At 62.4% G+C, this 16547-nt stretch carries 14 protein-coding genes and 1 pseudogene; 10 read left to right on the top strand and 5 right to left on the bottom strand.

Features of this window, described 5'->3' with window-relative positions; translation table 11 throughout:
- Positions 1-2 precede the first annotated feature (2 nt).
- Positions 3-1685, bottom strand: coding sequence for an ABC-F family ATP-binding cassette domain-containing protein (locus tag ACIOTN_RS04190; protein WP_402473296.1), 1683 nt, complete (start codon positions 1683-1685; stop codon positions 3-5).
- 30 nt (positions 1686-1715) lie between these two features.
- Between ACIOTN_RS04190 and ACIOTN_RS04195 the strand changes: the two genes are divergently transcribed.
- Complete coding sequence (locus ACIOTN_RS04195; protein ID WP_105658522.1) at positions 1716-2126, top strand: hypothetical protein; 411 nt, start codon at positions 1716-1718, stop codon at positions 2124-2126.
- On the opposite strand, the gene ACIOTN_RS04200 is transcribed toward ACIOTN_RS04195, so the two are convergent.
- Complete coding sequence (locus ACIOTN_RS04200; RefSeq protein ID WP_181148916.1) at positions 2123-2968, bottom strand: 3-hydroxyacyl-CoA dehydrogenase; 846 nt, start codon at positions 2966-2968, stop codon at positions 2123-2125. The genes ACIOTN_RS04195 and ACIOTN_RS04200 overlap by 4 nt on opposite strands.
- A gap of 178 nt (positions 2969-3146) precedes the next feature.
- On the opposite strand from ACIOTN_RS04200, the gene ACIOTN_RS04205 reads away from it, so the two are divergent.
- Positions 3147-5681: an esterase-like activity of phytase family protein gene (locus ACIOTN_RS04205; RefSeq protein ID WP_402734802.1), complete on the top strand. Its 2535-nt coding sequence runs from the start codon at positions 3147-3149 to the stop codon at positions 5679-5681.
- A gap of 73 nt (positions 5682-5754) precedes the next feature.
- Here ACIOTN_RS04205 and ACIOTN_RS04210 read toward each other — a convergent pair whose 3' ends face one another.
- Positions 5755-6102 carry a hypothetical protein gene (locus tag ACIOTN_RS04210; protein ID WP_105658525.1) on the bottom strand — a complete coding sequence of 116 codons (348 nt, stop codon included), beginning with the start codon at positions 6100-6102 and terminating at the stop codon, positions 5755-5757.
- A 117-nt stretch (positions 6103-6219) separates the two neighbouring features.
- Positions 6220-7008, bottom strand: coding sequence for a hypothetical protein (locus tag ACIOTN_RS04215; RefSeq protein WP_105661401.1), 789 nt, complete (start codon positions 7006-7008; stop codon positions 6220-6222).
- A gap of 59 nt (positions 7009-7067) precedes the next feature.
- Here ACIOTN_RS04215 and ACIOTN_RS04220 point away from each other — a divergent pair, with 59 nt between their 5' ends.
- Entirely contained in the window at positions 7068-8129 is a 1062-nt protein-coding gene (locus ACIOTN_RS04220; protein WP_105661400.1) for a PLP-dependent cysteine synthase family protein, read from the top strand.
- Here the strand turns inward: ACIOTN_RS04220 and ACIOTN_RS04225 are convergent.
- Positions 8126-8485: a cupin domain-containing protein gene (locus ACIOTN_RS04225; RefSeq protein ID WP_105658528.1), complete on the bottom strand. Its 360-nt coding sequence runs from the start codon at positions 8483-8485 to the stop codon at positions 8126-8128. The two genes, ACIOTN_RS04220 and ACIOTN_RS04225, sit on opposite strands and share 4 nt — an antisense overlap.
- Before the next feature lie 84 nt (positions 8486-8569).
- On the opposite strand from ACIOTN_RS04225, the pseudogene ACIOTN_RS04230 reads away from it, so the two are divergent.
- The 7 genes and pseudogenes from ACIOTN_RS04230 to nrdF form a co-directional block, all read left to right on the top strand.
- Positions 8570-8953: pseudogene (locus tag ACIOTN_RS04230) on the top strand (Cmx/CmrA family chloramphenicol efflux MFS transporter); the annotation flags it as partial.
- A 321-nt stretch (positions 8954-9274) separates the two neighbouring features.
- The gene (poxB, locus tag ACIOTN_RS04235; RefSeq protein ID WP_105658529.1) at positions 9275-10999 is read left to right on the top strand and encodes a ubiquinone-dependent pyruvate dehydrogenase; all 1725 of its coding nucleotides are present in this window, start codon (positions 9275-9277) and stop codon (positions 10997-10999) included.
- Positions 11000-11074: 75 nt separating this feature from the next.
- Entirely contained in the window at positions 11075-11812 is a 738-nt protein-coding gene (locus ACIOTN_RS04240) for a YggS family pyridoxal phosphate-dependent enzyme (RefSeq protein ID WP_105658530.1), read from the top strand.
- 514 nt (positions 11813-12326) lie between these two features.
- A complete protein-coding gene (gene nrdH / locus ACIOTN_RS04245) occupies positions 12327-12557 on the top strand; it encodes a glutaredoxin-like protein NrdH (protein WP_013349130.1) in 231 nt (76 codons plus the stop codon).
- A gap of 42 nt (positions 12558-12599) precedes the next feature.
- Positions 12600-13085, top strand: coding sequence for a class Ib ribonucleoside-diphosphate reductase assembly flavoprotein NrdI (gene nrdI, locus ACIOTN_RS04250; RefSeq protein ID WP_105658531.1), 486 nt, complete (start codon positions 12600-12602; stop codon positions 13083-13085).
- Positions 13082-15220, top strand: coding sequence for a class 1b ribonucleoside-diphosphate reductase subunit alpha (gene nrdE, locus ACIOTN_RS04255; protein WP_105658532.1), 2139 nt, complete (start codon positions 13082-13084; stop codon positions 15218-15220). Before nrdI ends, nrdE begins: the two co-directional genes overlap by 4 nt.
- A 214-nt stretch (positions 15221-15434) precedes the next feature.
- Positions 15435-16409: a class 1b ribonucleoside-diphosphate reductase subunit beta gene (nrdF, locus tag ACIOTN_RS04260; protein WP_105658533.1), complete on the top strand. Its 975-nt coding sequence runs from the start codon at positions 15435-15437 to the stop codon at positions 16407-16409.
- Positions 16410-16547: the final 138 nt, after the last annotated feature.

A 16547-nucleotide genomic window follows, 5' to 3' on the forward strand; every position in this document is an offset into this window, starting at 1 on the left:
GATTAGCGCTTGCGCTGCACCCGGGCCTCGTCCCAGACCGGCTCGTCGGACTCGTAGACGGTGCCGTCGGAGCCGAAGACCAGGAAGCGGTCGAAGCCGCGGGCGAACCAGCGGTCGTGGGTCACCGCCAGCACCGTGCCCTCGAACGCGTCGATGGCCCGTTCCAGGGCTTCGCCCGAGTGCAGGTCCAGGTTGTCGGTGGGCTCATCGAGCAGCAGCAGGGTTGCCCCCGAGAGCTGCAGCAGCAGGATCTGGAAGCGCGCCTGCTGGCCTCCGGAGAGCGATTCGAACTTCTGCTCGGACTGCGCTGCCAGCCCGTAGCCATCCAGCGCTCCGGCCGCTGCCTCGCGCGGCATTCCGGAGCGGTGCTCGTCGCCGCGGTGCAGGATTTCGAGCAGGGTGCGGCCAAACAGGTCCGGGCGGCTGTGGGTCTGGGCGAAGTAGCCCGGGCGGATGCGCGCTCCCAGCTTCACCGTGCCGGCATGCGCCACCGGGGCGATCACCACATCGGAGACCGGCAGGTGCTCGCGCTCCGGGTCGGATCCGCCGGAGGCCAGCAGGCGCAGGAAGTGCGACTTGCCCGAGCCGTTCGAACCCAGCACGCCCACCCGGTCGCCGAACCAGATTTCGGTATTGAAGGGCTTCATCAGCCCGGTCAGCTCGAGCTTTTCGGCCACGACCGCGCGCTTGGCGGTGCGCCCGCCCTTCAGCCGCATCTGCACGTTCTGCTCCAGCGGGATCGCCTGCGGCGGGCCGGCCTCCAGGAACTTCTCCAGCCGGGTGGTGGCCGCCTGGTAGCGGTTGGCCATGTCGGAACGGAACGCGGCCTTGGTCTTGTACATGTTGACCAGTTCCTTGAGCTTGGCGTGCTCCTCGTCCCAGCGCTTGCGCAGCTCCTCGAAGCGCTCGTTGCGCTCCTTGCGGGCTTCCACATAGGAGCCGAACGCGCCGCCGTGCACCCAGGCGGTGGCCCCGCCGTGGCCCGGTTCCAGGGTCACGATGCGGGTGGCGGCGTTGTCCAGCAGCTCGCGGTCGTGGCTGATGAACAGCACGGTCTTGTTGGAGCGCGACATGATCTCTTCCAGCCAGCGCTTGCCGGGCACGTCAAGGTAGTTATCCGGCTCGTCGAGCAGCAGCAGTTCGTCGTTGCCTTCGAAGAGCGCTTCGAGGACCAGGCGCTTCTGCTCGCCGCCGGACAGGGTGCGCGCCAGCCGGTCCCGGGCCTTGTCGAACCCGATGCCCAAGGCGGCCATGCAGACCTTGTCCCAGGTGGTTTCCAGCTCGTAGCCGCCGGCGTCGCCCCACTCGATGATCGCTTCGGCGTAGCGCATGTGGACTTTCTCGTCCTCGCTGGTGAGCATCTTGGCTTCGTACTCGGCGACCTTGGCGGCGGCCTGGGCCAAAGCCGGTGCGGCGGTGGACAGCAGCAGGTCCTTCACCGTGGAGTCGTCGCGCACCTGCCCGACGAATTGGCGCATGATGCCCAGGGTGCCGGTGCGGTTGATGGAGCCTTCGTCGGCCTTCAGGTCTCCTGCGATGATCTTGAACAGGGTTGTCTTGCCGGTGCCGTTGGGTCCGATCAGCGCGGTCTTGGAGCCGGCGGTGACCTTGAAGGCCGCACCGCCCAGAAGCTGGGTGCCGTCGGAAAGGAAATACTGGATATCTGTCACGTCTATATGGGCCACCTGGCAATCCTATCGGGTAGATTGCCGAACATGCAGATCACAGTAGAAATCTACGGAGCGCTCCATGCCTGCTGCCATTCAGCGTTTTCGGTAGGCGATCACGTGCGCTGGCAGCTGGCCCAGGTGCGCAATGGGCGCGGGGAAATTTCCTTCGAGCTCGATGACCACGGCACCTTCGATGGCACGGGGGTGCCCGTGGCAGCAGTCGCCGCCCGGGTGGTGCGCATCCAGTACCGGGATCCTGAACGTGCGGCGAAGGCCGGGGGACTGGCAGGTGGCCCTGTCCCGGTGGTCGATACCCTGCATGTTCCCGAAGGCACGGATTTCGACCACGACTGGATCGTGGTGGGACTGGAAGTAGCGGATCCGAAGAGCCTTCCGCCGCTGGCCGACTGGGATGAGGGCGCGCCCCTGCCTGGTGGCGCGCCCCGCGGCGGCTAGTTGTACTTGTAGAACCCTTCGCCGGCCGCCGCGCCGAGCTTGCCCTGGTCGATGTACTGGGTCTTGAGCAGCTCGGCGAACTTCTGGCTGGTTGCATCGCCTGCACGGGAAATGTTGTAGGCGGTGTTCAGCCCCACGATGTCGTAGATCTCGAACGGCCCATGCGGTGCCCCGGTGCCCAGCTTCCAGGTCTTGTCGATGGTCTGCGCATCGGCGACCCCGTTGACCAGCAGGTGGCTGGCGGACTGCAGGAAGGGGACCAGCAGCGAGTTCAGCACGTAGCCCGGCTGCTCCTTGAGCACCCGGATCGCGACCAGCCCGGTACGCTCGGCGAAATCGACCACTGCTTCGTAGGCTTCGGGGGAGGTTGCTGGTGTGCCCATGACTTCGCCGGTGTTGTTGGACCAGATGTGGTTGGCATAGTGCAGGGCGAGGAATTGTCCGGGGCGGCCAGTGAATTCGGCGATATCCGAGGGCAGCAGGGTCGATGAATTGGTGGCGAATATGGCCTGTTCGGGGGCCAGCACGGCCAGCTTCCGGTAGGTCTGCGCCTTGATCTCCAGATTCTCGGGCACCGCCTCGATGACCAGGTCGGCCTCCCGCACCGCGTCGGCCAGATCGCTGGTCAGTTCGATGGACTCGCGGGCGGATTGGGCCTTCTGCGGGTTCCCGAAGTACTGGGCGTACTGCGCAACCAGGGCATCCAGCCGCTGGTTTGCGGCGGCCAGCGCTTGCTCGCTGATGTCGTAGCCGATGACGGGCAAGCCGTGGTAGGCGGTTTGGAAGATGATTTGTGCGCCGAGCACGCCAGTGCCCAGAACGGTGATGCGTTGCAGTTCCATGATTCTCCTTGGGGTACAGCTTCACTCTCCGCTTTTAGTTGCGCAATTTCAACTAAATGTGAGCGGGAGAACGCCCGACACCTGCTGGTTGGCTGCCAGTTGCCGAAGATTCACTTTCTGGCTAGGTGGTGCTGGAACTCTTGGGGAGTCATCCGCAACCAGCATGGGGGAGAATTACGTGCACCGCATATCCAAGAAGGCCCCGGGAGTCCTGGCCGCCGCCGTCATCGCCGCGAGCCTGTCGCCGCTAGCCGCCGCCGCGGACCCGGGGGAGTACTTCGAACGCGAGGCCACCTACCCGGTCTACCAGAACCATCCCGAGGGCGCCGCGGCCCAGACCGCCGCAGAAATCCCCACCGTATCGGCGGACGGCAACACGCTGATCTACTCCGATGCGCTCTCGCGCAGCGTCGGCTTCCTGGACATTTCCAACCCTGCCGCACCGAAGGGCCTGGGCCTGCTGGGCCTGCACCAGCTGGGCAGCGCCGAGGACGAGCCCACCAGCGTGGCCGCCTACGGCGACTACGTGTTCGTGGTGGTGAACACCTCGGCCAGCTACAGCGACCCCTCGGGGCGGGTGGATGTGGTGCGGATTGCCGACCGCACGCTGGTGCACAGTTTTGCGCTGCCAGGCCAGCCCGATTCCATCGCGCTGTCTGCCGACGGTGCCTACGCGGGCATCGCCATCGAGAATGAACGCGACGAGGACGCTGGCGAAGGCGCGCTGCCGCAAGCCCCGGCCGGATCGATCGCCATCATGGACCTGCAAGGCGCGGACCCGGCCGGCTGGAAGCTGCGTGAAGTCCCGCTCACCTCCGGTTCCCGCACCGAACCGATTGCGCTGCCGCTGCTGGCCGCGGCCGGTCTCGACACCCCGCAAGACCCCGAGCCCGAGTACGTCACGATCAACGAGAAGAACCAGCTGGCGGCAACCCTCCAGGAAAACAACGGCGTGGTGCTGGTGGACCTGGCCTCGGGCGGGGTTACCGGCGCCTTCAGCACCGGGACCGTGGATCTGGCGGGGATCGACACCGAAAAGGACGGCGTGCTCGATCCCAGCGGGGAGCTGAAGCGCGTGCCGCGCGAGCCCGATGCCATCGGCTGGATCCAGGACCGCTATCTGGCCACGGCCAATGAGGGCGACTGGAAGGGCGGCAGCCGCGGATTCACGATTTTCGATTCCGCCACCGGCGACGTGGTGTGGGATGCGGGCAATAGCTTCGAGCACCTCGCGCTATCCCAGGGCTTGTTCCCGGAGCAGCGCGCAGGGAAGAAGGGCGTTGAGCCCGAAGGGCTGGCCATCGCCGAATTCGGCGGCGTGGACTACGGATTCATCGCGGCCGAACGCGGGAACTTCGTGGCCGTGTACGACCTGTCCGAGCCATCCAGCCCGCGCTATCTGCAAAGCTTGCCGACCACCAACGGCCCGGAAGGGATCTTGCCGATCCCCGGGCGCAACCTGCTGGCCATCGCCTCGGAAACCGATGAGGGCCAGGTGCGCTCGGCGGTGTCCCTGTACTCCTTCGGCGCCGCCGCGCCGCAGTTCCCGCAGCTGTCCTCGGATGCCGCCGATCCGGTGCCATTCGGTGCGCTCAGCGGCCTGTCGGCCAACCCGGCCGATGCTTCGCAGCTCTTCGCGGTCAGCGACAACGCGTACCAGCCGCGCATCTACACCCTGGGCGCCGGCACCCCGGCCACCGTGGAATCGTCGATGGCGGTGACCTCGGCCAGTACCGAACTGGACCTGGAAGGCATTGCCGCCCGCGCGGAGGGCGGTTTCTGGGCCGCCCATGAAGGGGCCACCGGGGCGGAAAACCTGCTGGTGCGCATCGACGCGGCCGGTGCGGTGCAAGAAGAAGTCGCGCTGCCTGCACTGGCGGGGCTGGGCAAGCACGGGCTGGAAGGCATTGCCGCGACCGGCTCCGGGAAACAGGAAGAAGTAGTGTTCGCCGTGCAGCGCGAACTGCCCGGCGAGGACTTCGTCCGCCTGGGCAAGTACCTGCCGTCCACCGGGGAATTCAGCTGGTACGGCTACCGGCTGGACGCGGCTGCCGAAGGTGCATGGAATGGCCTGTCGGAAATCACCGCCCTGCCCGATGGCTCCTATGCGGTGATCGAACGCGATAACCAGGTGGGTCCGAACGCCAAGCACAAGGCGATCTACCAGTTCCGGCTTCCGCAAGCCGTAGCCGGAGAGGTGCCGCTGGTCGAGAAGAAGCTGGCGGCCGATGCGTTGCCTGCCCTGCAGGAAACCAACGGATGGACCCAGGAAAAGCTGGAGGGGCTGGCCGTAGCCGATGGCCACCTCTACATGGTGACCGATAACGATGCGGTGGATGAGGCCACCGGCGAGACCGTCTTCGCGAACCTCGGTGCGGTGGAAGAGGTCTTCGAGCTGGCCGGCCAGGCACCAAGCGACGCGCCAGGCGAAGAACAGGGTGAAGACCAGGGCGAAGAGCTAGCCGCGGAACCAACCCGGAACCCCTCGCCGCAGCCGAGCGGGGAATCGCACGATCCTTCGCAGGTCCCGGATCCGACCCGGGAAGCTGGCCAGTCCCAGGCGCCGCAGGCCGCGGATCCAGCCCAGCCGGAAGCCAGCGAACACCTCGCCGATACCGGTGCGAACAGCTTCTGGCTGATTCCGGTGGGTGCAGTGATCGCGCTGCTCGGCGCCGCGGCGGCCCTCAAGACCGCACGGGCCCGGGCGAAGTAGGCCGAGCGGAAGGAACCAGGAAAACAGCGAAGGCGTGGCACCTATGCAGGTGCCACGCCTTCGGTATTGACAGCTAGTTCTTCTTCTGCGAAATCACGACCGCGGCCACGACGGCGATGATCAGCGAGATGACCAGGAACTTGCCGCCATTGCCGGACTTCTTGTCCTGGGCGGCGAGGTTCTTCTGCGCGGCCTGCACAGCGCTCTCCACCGAGGCGCGGGCACGCTTGGCGGCCTTGGAATTCCCGCCGACATTCTCGATCAGGTTGGCGCCGGCCTTGCTGATGGCTTCGGTGTTGACACCGGAGACGGCCTCGTTCCAGCCGCCACGGATTTCCTTCGGCAGCTCTTCCTTGGCAGCCTTGGCGAGTTTCGCCAGCGACTTTTCAACTTGCTTCAAGCTCTTGGCAGTCTTCGACATGTTGTTCCTCTCTGATGGACCTTGAGTCTGGTGGACCTTGAGGTCTCAGCTCCCAGCCTAGCCAGCCGGGGGTGGGCACTCAAGGCCGCGCCGTTGCGCTGACTGCGAACTGGGAATTTACTGGGAGGCTGCGGGCGGGCGCAGCTTGCGAATGCGGGTCCGCAGCGCGCTGAGCAGGCACAGCAGCATCAGTATCGCCGCGATCGAAAGCACCGTGGCAAACCCGGGAGAGGTGGCGTGGCCGGTGTAGCGGTCCACGATGATCCAGCCGATCACCCATAGCGCGCCGGCGTTCAGGTAGATCCCCATGGGATTCTTGAAGCTCACCGCGCTGAGGAACAGCGCCAGGAGCAGCACCGACAGGGCGCAGGCGCCCTTGAACATCAGGGAGCTGGCGTCGGCCCCGGACAGGGCGGCGAAGGCGACAGTTTCGGCCAGCACGATCACCGAAAGCCACCCGGTGAACAGCCCGAAACTGGCGCGGGTAATCCACCGGTCCACTTGCTGCAGGGCAGGGGTCTTGCCGATCATCACCACGATGCGGATCAGCAATGCCAGCAGGAGCAGGCCGAACACCAGCGAGGTGCCGATGCGGTCGCGCTCCAAGAACGCCACCCACAGCGCATTGCACAGCACCGCGCCGAGCACCCAGGGGCGCAGCCGGCGATGGAACCCGGTGCGTTCTTGCGGCAGGCATTGCCAGATCGCGTAGAACGCCACTGCGGCCATCAGCCCGAACCAGGGCAGCTGCCCGATGCGCGGCACCGAGGTGACGGTGGCGTCCTGCCCCATCCACCCGCCGGCGAGTGTTTCCAGCCCGGCGGCGGAAAGCACCGCCCACGCCGCCCAGCCCAAGCCGAGCAGGATGATGGCGGCATAACCGCCGGTAACCAGCCTTCTTTTCACGATTCCGAAGGTACCACGCCGCCAGGGTTAAAACCGTTCGCCACGGTTAGAGTGGAGCCATGACAGATCTTTGGGTACGCCGTGCCATTTCCCTGCTCGACGCTGACGCGAACCGCAGCGCCGACACCCACCTGCATCGCTTCGAACTTCCCGCCCACTGGGGGATCGAGCTCTATTTGAAGGACGAGTCGGTGCACCCCACCGGTTCGCTCAAGCACCGGCTGGCACGCTCGCTGATCCTCTACGGGCTGGTCAACGGGAAGATCGACGAAGGCACCACGCTGGTGGAGGCCTCCAGCGGATCCACGGCCGTTTCCGAAGCCTACTTCGCGCGGATGCTGGGGCTGGACTTCATCGCGGTGGTGCCCAAATCCACCAGCGGCGAGAAGATCGAGCTGATCGAGTTCTACGGCGGGCGCTGCCACCTGGTGGACGCGGCCGGCCAGGTCGATGAGGCGGCCCGCGCGCTGGCGGCCGAAACCGGCGGCTACTACCTGGACCAGTTCACCTATGCCGAGCGGGCGACGGATTGGCGCGGGAACAATAACATTGCCGAGTCGGTGTACGCGCAGATGGCCGCCGAAGCCCACCCGATCCCCAGCTGGATCGTGGTCGGCGCCGGGACCGGCGGCACCAGCGCCACCTTCGGGCGCTATGCGCGCTACAAGCGGCACGAAACCAGGATCTGCGTGGGCGATCCGGAAGGCTCCTCCTTCTACGGGGGATGGCGCACCGGGGACATGGGCTACGCGACGGGGCAGGGATCGCGCATCGAGGGGATCGGCCGGCCCAGCGTGGAACCGAGCTTCGTGCCAGGGGTAATCGACCAGATGGTGCAGGTGCCCGATGCCGCCTCGCTGGCAGCCATGCATTTCCTGCGCGCCAAGACCCGCTACTTTGCCGGCGGCTCCACCGGGACCAACCTCTACGCGGCGTTCGGAATCATCGCCCAGATGCTCGAACGCGGCGAGCAGGGCTCGGTGGTGACGCTGATCTGCGACTCCGGCGAGCGCTACGCGAACACCTACTACAACGAGCAGTGGGTGGCCGAGCAGGGCTTGGACCTGGAGCCCTACGCCGCGCAGCTGGAGCGCTTCATCCAGACCGGGGCCTGGAGCTAGCTGCCACGCAGGGCGGGCATGAGCCCGGCCCGCTTCTTGCGCTGGTGCACCGAGAAGTAGCCCAGGCCCGCTTCGCCGGCCACGAAGCGCCGTTGGGAGCGGGCGGGCAGATAGATGATGTCGCCGATGGCCAGCTCGATGGATCCGCTGGCGGTATGCAGCACCCCGGAGCCGGCGAAGACGTGCAGCACCACGTCCAGCTCCGGGCCCTGGTGCTCCCCGATCTCTCCGGACGGGGCCAGCGAGATCACGTTGGCGTCGAGGTCGCGCTGCCCGGGTTCCAGCTTCCAGATCGCTCCGTTGGTTTTTCCGGCGGCCAGCTCGGTGGTATTGGCCATGCGGCGCGGTTCGGGCATCGTCTCTCCTTGAAGTTCTCTGCTGCAGCTTCCAGCCTATCCAATGGCGGGCAACGCCCCGGTCCACCGGGCGGTGACGCGGTGCGTGCCGAACTGAGCCAGTTGGCCACGCGGCCGCTCATCCTGGCCATGGCACTGGGAGCGCTGGTCAACGGGGGCACCTTCGCGGCGTTCACCTTCATTGCGCCGGTTGCGGCTATCACCGCCGGCGTGGCCGAGGGATGGGTTTGGGCCGCGCTGGTCCTGTTCGGGCTCGGATCCTTCCTCGGCGTAACCAGCGCAGGGCGGCTATCGGATCGGCGACCGGGCCTGGTGCTCTTCTCCGGAGGACCGCTGCTGCTGGCCGGTTGGGTCGTGTTGGCTTGGACCGCGTCGCATCCCATGGCGCTGCTCTGCCTTGTCTTCATCCAGGGTTTCCTGATTTTCGGCGTCGGCAGCACCGTGATTGCGCGGGTGCTCTACGCGGCCTGGGCATTGGCGGCGGCCGCTCCCTTGGCCATGCTGCTGAGCCGGCGCATGCTGTTGGATACCACGGCTGGCTCCCATCGATGATCCGCCGCGGCGCGCTTCGCCCACAGGCCCCGGGACGCCGGGAAAGAAGGCGCGGTGGACCTGGGTGCACCGGTGCGGGGTAGCCGGCGTTGCCCGGTAGGCAGCGCTCGTTGCGTGCGCCACCTGCCGGTGTGTTGGGAGGAACCTTCGGCAGCGTCAAAAACCCATGACACAAGTTGGCTGGCGCAGTAGGGTGAAGAATAGACCCACTGGAAAATTCTGTGCAGGAGGAATGTTTTGCCTACCGTAGCCGACCACCTGATTGAACAGCTCGATACCCAGGGAGTGCGCCGGATTTACGGCCTTCCGGGGGATTCCCTGAACGGCTTGACCGATTCATTGCGGGAGAACGGGCGGATCGAATGGGTCCACCACCGCCATGAGGAAGCCGCTGCCTTTGCCGCGGCGGCCGAAGCCGGAATCACCGGAGAGCTGACGGTATGCGTCGGCTCTTGCGGTCCGGGGAACCTGCACCTGATCAACGGGCTGTACGACGCGAACCGCTCGCGCGTGCCGGTGCTGGCGATTGCAGCGCACATCCCTACCGAGGAGATCGGTTCCAACTACTTCCAGGAGACCCACCCGGTGGAAGTCTTCCGTGGCTGCTCGGTCTATGCCGAACAGGTTTCCGACCCCAAGCAGATGCCGCGCATGCTGCGCATTGCGATGCGCGAGGCCATCGAGAAGCGCGGCGTGGCAGTACTGGTGATTTCCGGCGATGTCGCGTTGGCGGAGATGGAACGCACGCCCACCCAGGAAATCACCAAGACCAACCCGCGGGTGCTGCCCAATGAAGACGAGCTGGAGCGTACCGCAGAGATCCTCGAAGGCTCGCGCAAGGTCACCATTCTGGCCGGTGCGGGCGTGGCAGGAGCTCATGACGAGGTGATCGCGCTGGCTGGCAAGCTCGGGGCGCCGATCGTGCATGCGATGCGAGGCAAGGAGCATATCGAGTACGAGAACCCCTTCGATGTGGGCATGACGGGCCTGCTGGGTTTCGCTTCGGGCGCCAAGGCGATTGCCGAATGCGACGTGCTCCTGATGCTGGGCACCGACTTCCCCTACCAGCAGTTCTACCCGCAGGACGCGACCATCATCCAGGTGGATATCCGCGGCGAGCAGATCGGCAAGCGCACCCGGGTGGACATCCCGCTGGTGGGCACCGTGAAGGACACCGCGGCGGCTCTGGATGCGCTGCTGCCGGTGCAGACCCACCGCAAGCACCTGGAGACAGCGGTGGAGCATTACCGCAAGACCCGTACGAAGCTCGACGAGCTCGCCACGCCCTCCAAGCCGGGTGCTGCAATCCATCCGCAGTATCTGGCCCGGCTGATCGACCAGCACGCAGATGAGGATGCGATTTTCACCGCCGATGTGGGATCTCCGGTGATTTGGGCAGCCCGCTACCTGACCATGACCGGCAAGCGACGGGTGCTCGGCTCCTTCAACCACGGTTCCATGGCCAACGCACTGTGCCATGCCCTGGGCGCCCAGGCAATTGACCGGCAGCGCCAGGTTATCGCGTTCGCCGGGGACGGCGGATTGGCCATGATGCTCGGTGAGCTGCTGACCGCCACGCAGAACAAGCTGCCGATCAAGATCGTGGTGTTCAACAACTCCTCGCTGAATTTCGTGGAACTGGAAATGAAGGCCGCCGGGTTCGTCACCTACGCCACCGATCTGCACAACCCCGACTTCGGGGCCGTGGCTACCGCCTCGGGGCTCAAGGGCTACCGGGTAGATGATTCGGCGCAGCTTGAAGCCACGGTGCAAGAATTCCTGGCCCATGACGGTCCTGCGCTGCTGGATGTGGTGACCGACCGCCAGGAGATGTCGATGCCACCGGAAATCAAGTTGGAACAAGCCAAGGGATTTGCCTTGTATGCCATACGCACCGTGCTCTCCGGGCGTGGCGACGAGCTGCTGAATCTGGCTAAAACCAATTGGCGGCAATTGTTCTAGTCCTTTTATGCCTATGCTTGTTGCTGGTGCCCTTGGCACCAGCAACACGTTTGTGACATCAAGAAAGTTGGCGCTTTGGCTTCGCAACCTGCCGCTACCCACGCGGCCACCATCGAGGATTTCACCCGCAACCTGGCTGCTGTCAACCAGAAGATCGCCGCGGCGGCGCTGGCTGCCGGCCGCGACGCTGGCTCGGTTCGGCTGCTGCCGGTCACCAAAACCATCGATTTCGAGCGCTTGGCATTGGCCATTGCTGCCGGTGTGGACACGCTGGGGGAAAATAAGGTCCAAGAGGCCCAAGGCAAGTACGAGCACTTCTGCGAGGATTTCCCGCACCTGCGTTATGCGATTATCGGTCCCTTGCAGACCAACAAGGCGAAGTTCGTGGCGAAGTTCGCTGATGAGTTCCATGCCTTGGACTCGCTGAAGCTGGCACAGACCCTGCAACGCCGTTTGGAGGCAGAGGATCGGACGCTTGAAGTCTTCATCCAGGTCAATACCTCCGGCGAGGAAAGCAAATCAGGCATCGAAGCTGCTGGGGCAGCGGACTTGCTTGGCGGGTTGGCGCCGCTGGATCGGTTGACGCCAGTGGGCTTGATGACCATGGCCGCAAATACCAAGGACGAAGCATCTATCCGTGGCAGCTTTGCGTTGCTGCGCGAAACCCGTGACCAATTGCAGCAGGATGCTCCTGAAAGCTTCCAGCACCTGTCCATGGGCATGAGCGGAGACTACGAGCTGGCCATCGCCGAGGGGGCCACCGTCGTGCGTGTAGGCCAGGGAATCTTCGGTGCCCGCACCTACCCGGCCTAAGACGCTTCTGCGTCGCCACTGAGCTTCGTTGCAAGGGCAGCTGGCAAATCGCCAGCTGCCCTTGCTGCGCGTTCTCCACAGCCGGTCGTGCGTCGGCCAAACTGTGGGTGCCAGGGGCGAGACTACATGTAGTGGTGCACACCGTGTACCCCGAACTACATGGAGGGTGCAGAACACGCCGACGAACATCTCACAAGAAGAATTTTTAACCCACAGCGGACTTCTGCCAACCTGTGGACAAAGGTCTCGAGTCCGCGAGAAATCGCGGTTTAAACGGGGGTTAATATCCACAGTTCCTGTGGACGTTGCCGTGGATGAATGACATACTTGTAATACATCATGTTGTGGCCGCTTGACCCGCCAAACACAAGATGTAGTATTGAACCCGTCGGTGCGGCTCGCACCAGAAGCACCTCGAAACAGTGGTTTTGAGGCATCCGAGAGGATGGCTAGGACTTTTCCGAAAATCCGGGATCTTAGCCGAAACAAAGACTTTTTAAAGGGGATCAGGGACATGGCCATCACGGTTTACACGAAGCCTTCCTGCGTTCAGTGCAACGCTACGTACCGCGCGCTGGATAAGAAGGGTGTCGAGTACAACAAGGTAGACATCTCTCAGGATGCGGCAGCCTTGGAGCACGTTCGTGGCTTGGGCTACATGCAGGCACCAGTCGTAATCACCGATGACGATCACTGGTCGGGCTTCCGCCCAGACAAGATCGAGCTGCTGGCTCCAGCCAACTAATCAAGAATTCCATCCGCTAGCTTGTAGTGGAGGCGAAAAGCAATGTCACCTGCAGCGCTTGCCGATAGGCAAAATGCTGAGGCCCAGGAACCGCTGGAACTCACCGATTCGAAACTGATCTATTTTTCATCTGTTTCGGAGAACACCAAGCGTTTCGTGGACAAACTTGAGATGGATGCCGCACGGATTCCGGTCTATGCGACCGAACCGCAGCTGATCTCAACTGCACCATACGTGCTGCTCATACCCACTTATGGCGGAGAGCGTGGCAAGCGCTCGATCATGCCGCAGATCATGAAGTTCCTGCGGCATGAAGCGAACCGCGTGAATCTTCGCGGCGTGATCGGTGCAGGGAACACAAACTTTGGCGAGTACTACTGCATTGCGGCAAAACGCATTGCCGAGAAATGCAACGTACCCGTGCTTTACACATTCGAAATTATGGGAACCTCAGAAGACGTTCTCAACGTCAAAGAAGGGCTTGAAACCTTTTGGACACCAGCGTCGCAGAACCGGCAGCAACGATGAATAGCTCAAAGGAGCTCCCAGCCCAGTTCCAGGGCTTGAGCTACAACGACCTCAACGCCATGCTGAACCTTTACGGACCAGATGGAAAGATCCAGTTTGAGGTGGACCGCTACGCGGCTCGCCAGTACTTCTTGGACCACGTGAACAACAACACCGTGTTCTTCCATGACCTCGATGAGAAGCTTGAATATCTGGTCAAGCACGAGTACTACGAGCGTGAAACCCTCGATCAGTACTCGATGAACTTCATCCGGGATTTGTTCAAGCACGCCTTCGGCAAGAAGTTCCGTTTCGAAACCTTCTTGGGCGCCTTCAAGTTCTACACCTCGTACACGCTGAAGACCTTCGATGGCAAGCGCTACCTGGAACGCTACGAAGACCGCGTATGCATGGTTGCCCTGCACCTGGCACGTGGCGATGAAAAGCTGGCCATGCACCTGGTCGATGAAATCATTGAAGGCCGCTTCCAGCCTGCCACCCCAACCTTCCTGAACGCCGGCAAAGCACAGCGTGGCGAACTCGTCTCCTGCTTCCTGCTGCGCATCGAAGACAACATGGAATCGATTGCCCGCGCAGTCAACTCGTCGCTTCAGCTGTCCAAGCGCGGAGGTGGCGTTGCCCTGTCGCTGACCAACCTGCGTGAGCACGGTGCGCCGATCAAGCAGATCGAGAACCAGTCTTCCGGCGTCATCCCGGTGATGAAGCTTCTTGAAGATTCCTTCTCCTATGCAAACCAGCTCGGTGCACGCCAGGGCGCAGGTGCCGTTTACCTGAACGCACACCACCCGGATATCTACCGCTTCTTGGACACCAAGCGCGAAAACGCTGATGAGAAGATCCGTATCAAGACCCTGTCCTTGGGTGTTGTTATTCCGGATGTCACCTTCGAGCTGGCTCGCAAGAACGAAGACATGTACCTGTTCAGCCCGTACGACGTCGAGCGCGTCTATGGCGTACCGTTCAGCGAAATCTCCGTCACCGAGAAGTACTACGAGATGGTAGACGACGCTCGGATCAAGAAGACGAAGATCAGCGCCCGCGAGTTCTTCCAGACCCTGGCCGAGATCCAGTTCGAGTCCGGTTACCCGTACATCATGTTCGAAGACACCGTGAACAAGGCCAACCCGATTGCCGGCCGCATCACCATGTCGAACCTGTGCTCGGAAATCCTCCAGGTTTCCTCCGCTTCGGAGTTCTCTGACGACCTGAGCTACAAGACCGTCGGCAAGGACATCTCCTGCAACCTCGGTTCGATGAACATCGCCAAGGCCATGGACGGCAAGGATCTGGCTACCTCGGTAGACATCGCCATCCGTGCCCTGAGCGCAGTCTCGGACATGTCCTACATCGCCTCGGTTCCTTCGATTGCTGACGGCAACAGCAAGTCGCACGCCATCGGCCTGGGCCAGATGAACCTGCACGGCTTCCTGGCCCGCGAGCACATCTACTACGGCTCCGAAGAAGGCATCGACTTCACCAATATCTACTTCTACACGATCCTGTTCCATGCACTGACTGCATCGAACAAGATCGCCATGGAGCGCGGCGAGACCTTCGATAACTTCGAGAACTCGAAGTACGCCTCCGGTGAATTCTTCGACAAGTACACCGAGCAGGAATGGGCTCCAGCTACCGAGCGCGTCCGCGAGCTGTTCGACGGCATGCAGATTCCTACCCAGGAAGACTGGAAGGCGCTGAAGGCTTCTGTCATGGAGCACGGCATCTACAACCAGAACTTGCAGGCAGTTCCTCCCACCGGTTCGATCTCGTACATCAACAACTCGACTTCCTCGATCCACCCGGTCGCAGCGAAGATCGAGATCCGCAAGGAAGGTAAGATCGGCCGCGTTTACTACCCGGCTCCTTACATGAACAACGAGAACATCGACTTCTACGAAGACGCTTACGAAATCGGCTACGAGAAGATCATTGACACCTACGCTGCCGCAACCCAGCACGTAGACCAGGGCCTGTCGCTGACCTTGTTCTTCAAGGACACTGTCACCACCCGTGACATCAACAAGGCTCAGATCTACGCATGGCGCAAGGGCATCAAGAGCCTGTACTACATCCGCCTTCGCCAGCTTGCGCTGGAAGGCACCGAGGTTGAAGGCTGCGTTTCCTGCGCACTGTAAGACCTTGATCCATTGACCGGTTAGCCGGGCAATGGCATCACGCAACAGCTGCCGCATGGTTTCGTCCAACGGCAGCTGTTGCATATCAAAACGACCTCAGATCGTGTCAGCGATCTGACAATAACTTGGGGCCTTGCTGTACAGGTGGCGTTCGAAAGAACGGTAGAGTTGTAAGCAAAGTTCTTAATACGATTTAGCTTTTCGATGAGGGGCAATGACCGAGAAGATTCAGCTCACCAACAAGGTTGAGGCAATCAACTGGAACCGTATCCAGGACGACAAGGACGTAGAGGTCTGGAACCGTCTCGTCAATAACTTCTGGCTGCCGGAGAAGGTGCCGCTGTCCAACGACATCCAGTCGTGGGGAACCCTGACCGAAGACGAGAAGCTGCTGACCATGCGCGTCTTCACCGGTCTGACCCTGCTTGATACCTTGCAGGGCACCGTTGGCGCTGTTTCGCTGATTCCAGATGCGATCACCCCACACGAAGAAGCCGTGTACACCAACATTGCCTTCATGGAATCGGTACACGCAAAGAGCTACTCCTCGATCTTCTCGACCTTGGCATCGACCAAGGAAATCGACGAAGCCTTCCGCTGGTCCACTGAAAATGTGAACCTGCAGAAGAAGGCTCAGATCATTGAGAGCTACTACCACGGCGAAGATCCACTGAAGCGCAAGATTGCTTCGACCCTGCTCGAATCGTTCTTGTTCTACTCGGGCTTCTACCTGCCAATGCACTGGTCCTCGCATGCGAAGCTGACCAACACTGCAGACCTGATCCGCCTGATCATCCGCGACGAAGCTGTTCACGGTTACTACATCGGATACAAGTTCCAGAAGGGTCTGGAAAACGAGACCGAGGAGCGCAAGCAGGAGCTGAAGGACTACACCTTCGAGCTGATGTATGAACTGTACGAAAATGAAGTCCAGTACACCCACGATCTCTATGATCCGGTAGGCCTGTCCGAGGACGTCAAGAAGTTCTTGCACTACAACGCCAACAAGGCGCTGATGAACCTGGGCTATGAGGCAATGTTCCCGTCGACCGTGACCGACGTGTCGCCAGCGATTTTGGCTGCGTTGAGCCCGAACGCTGATGAGAACCACGACTTCTTCTCCGGCTCCGGTTCGTCGTACGTGATCGGCAAGGCAGTGAACACCGAAGACGAAGACTGGGATTTCTAATCTAGAAAATCTTCAGCCTAATTGGTGATGGCCAGCAGGCCTGGACTCATGCAGAGTCCGGGCCTGCTGGCATTTAAACAGTTCCGAACTTGACGTATCCGGCTGGGCTAACGGTACGTCAGCGGTGTACCGAGCAAG

The organism is Glutamicibacter sp. NPDC087661, assembly GCF_044743275.1.
Classification (GTDB): domain Bacteria; phylum Actinomycetota; class Actinomycetes; order Actinomycetales; family Micrococcaceae; genus Glutamicibacter.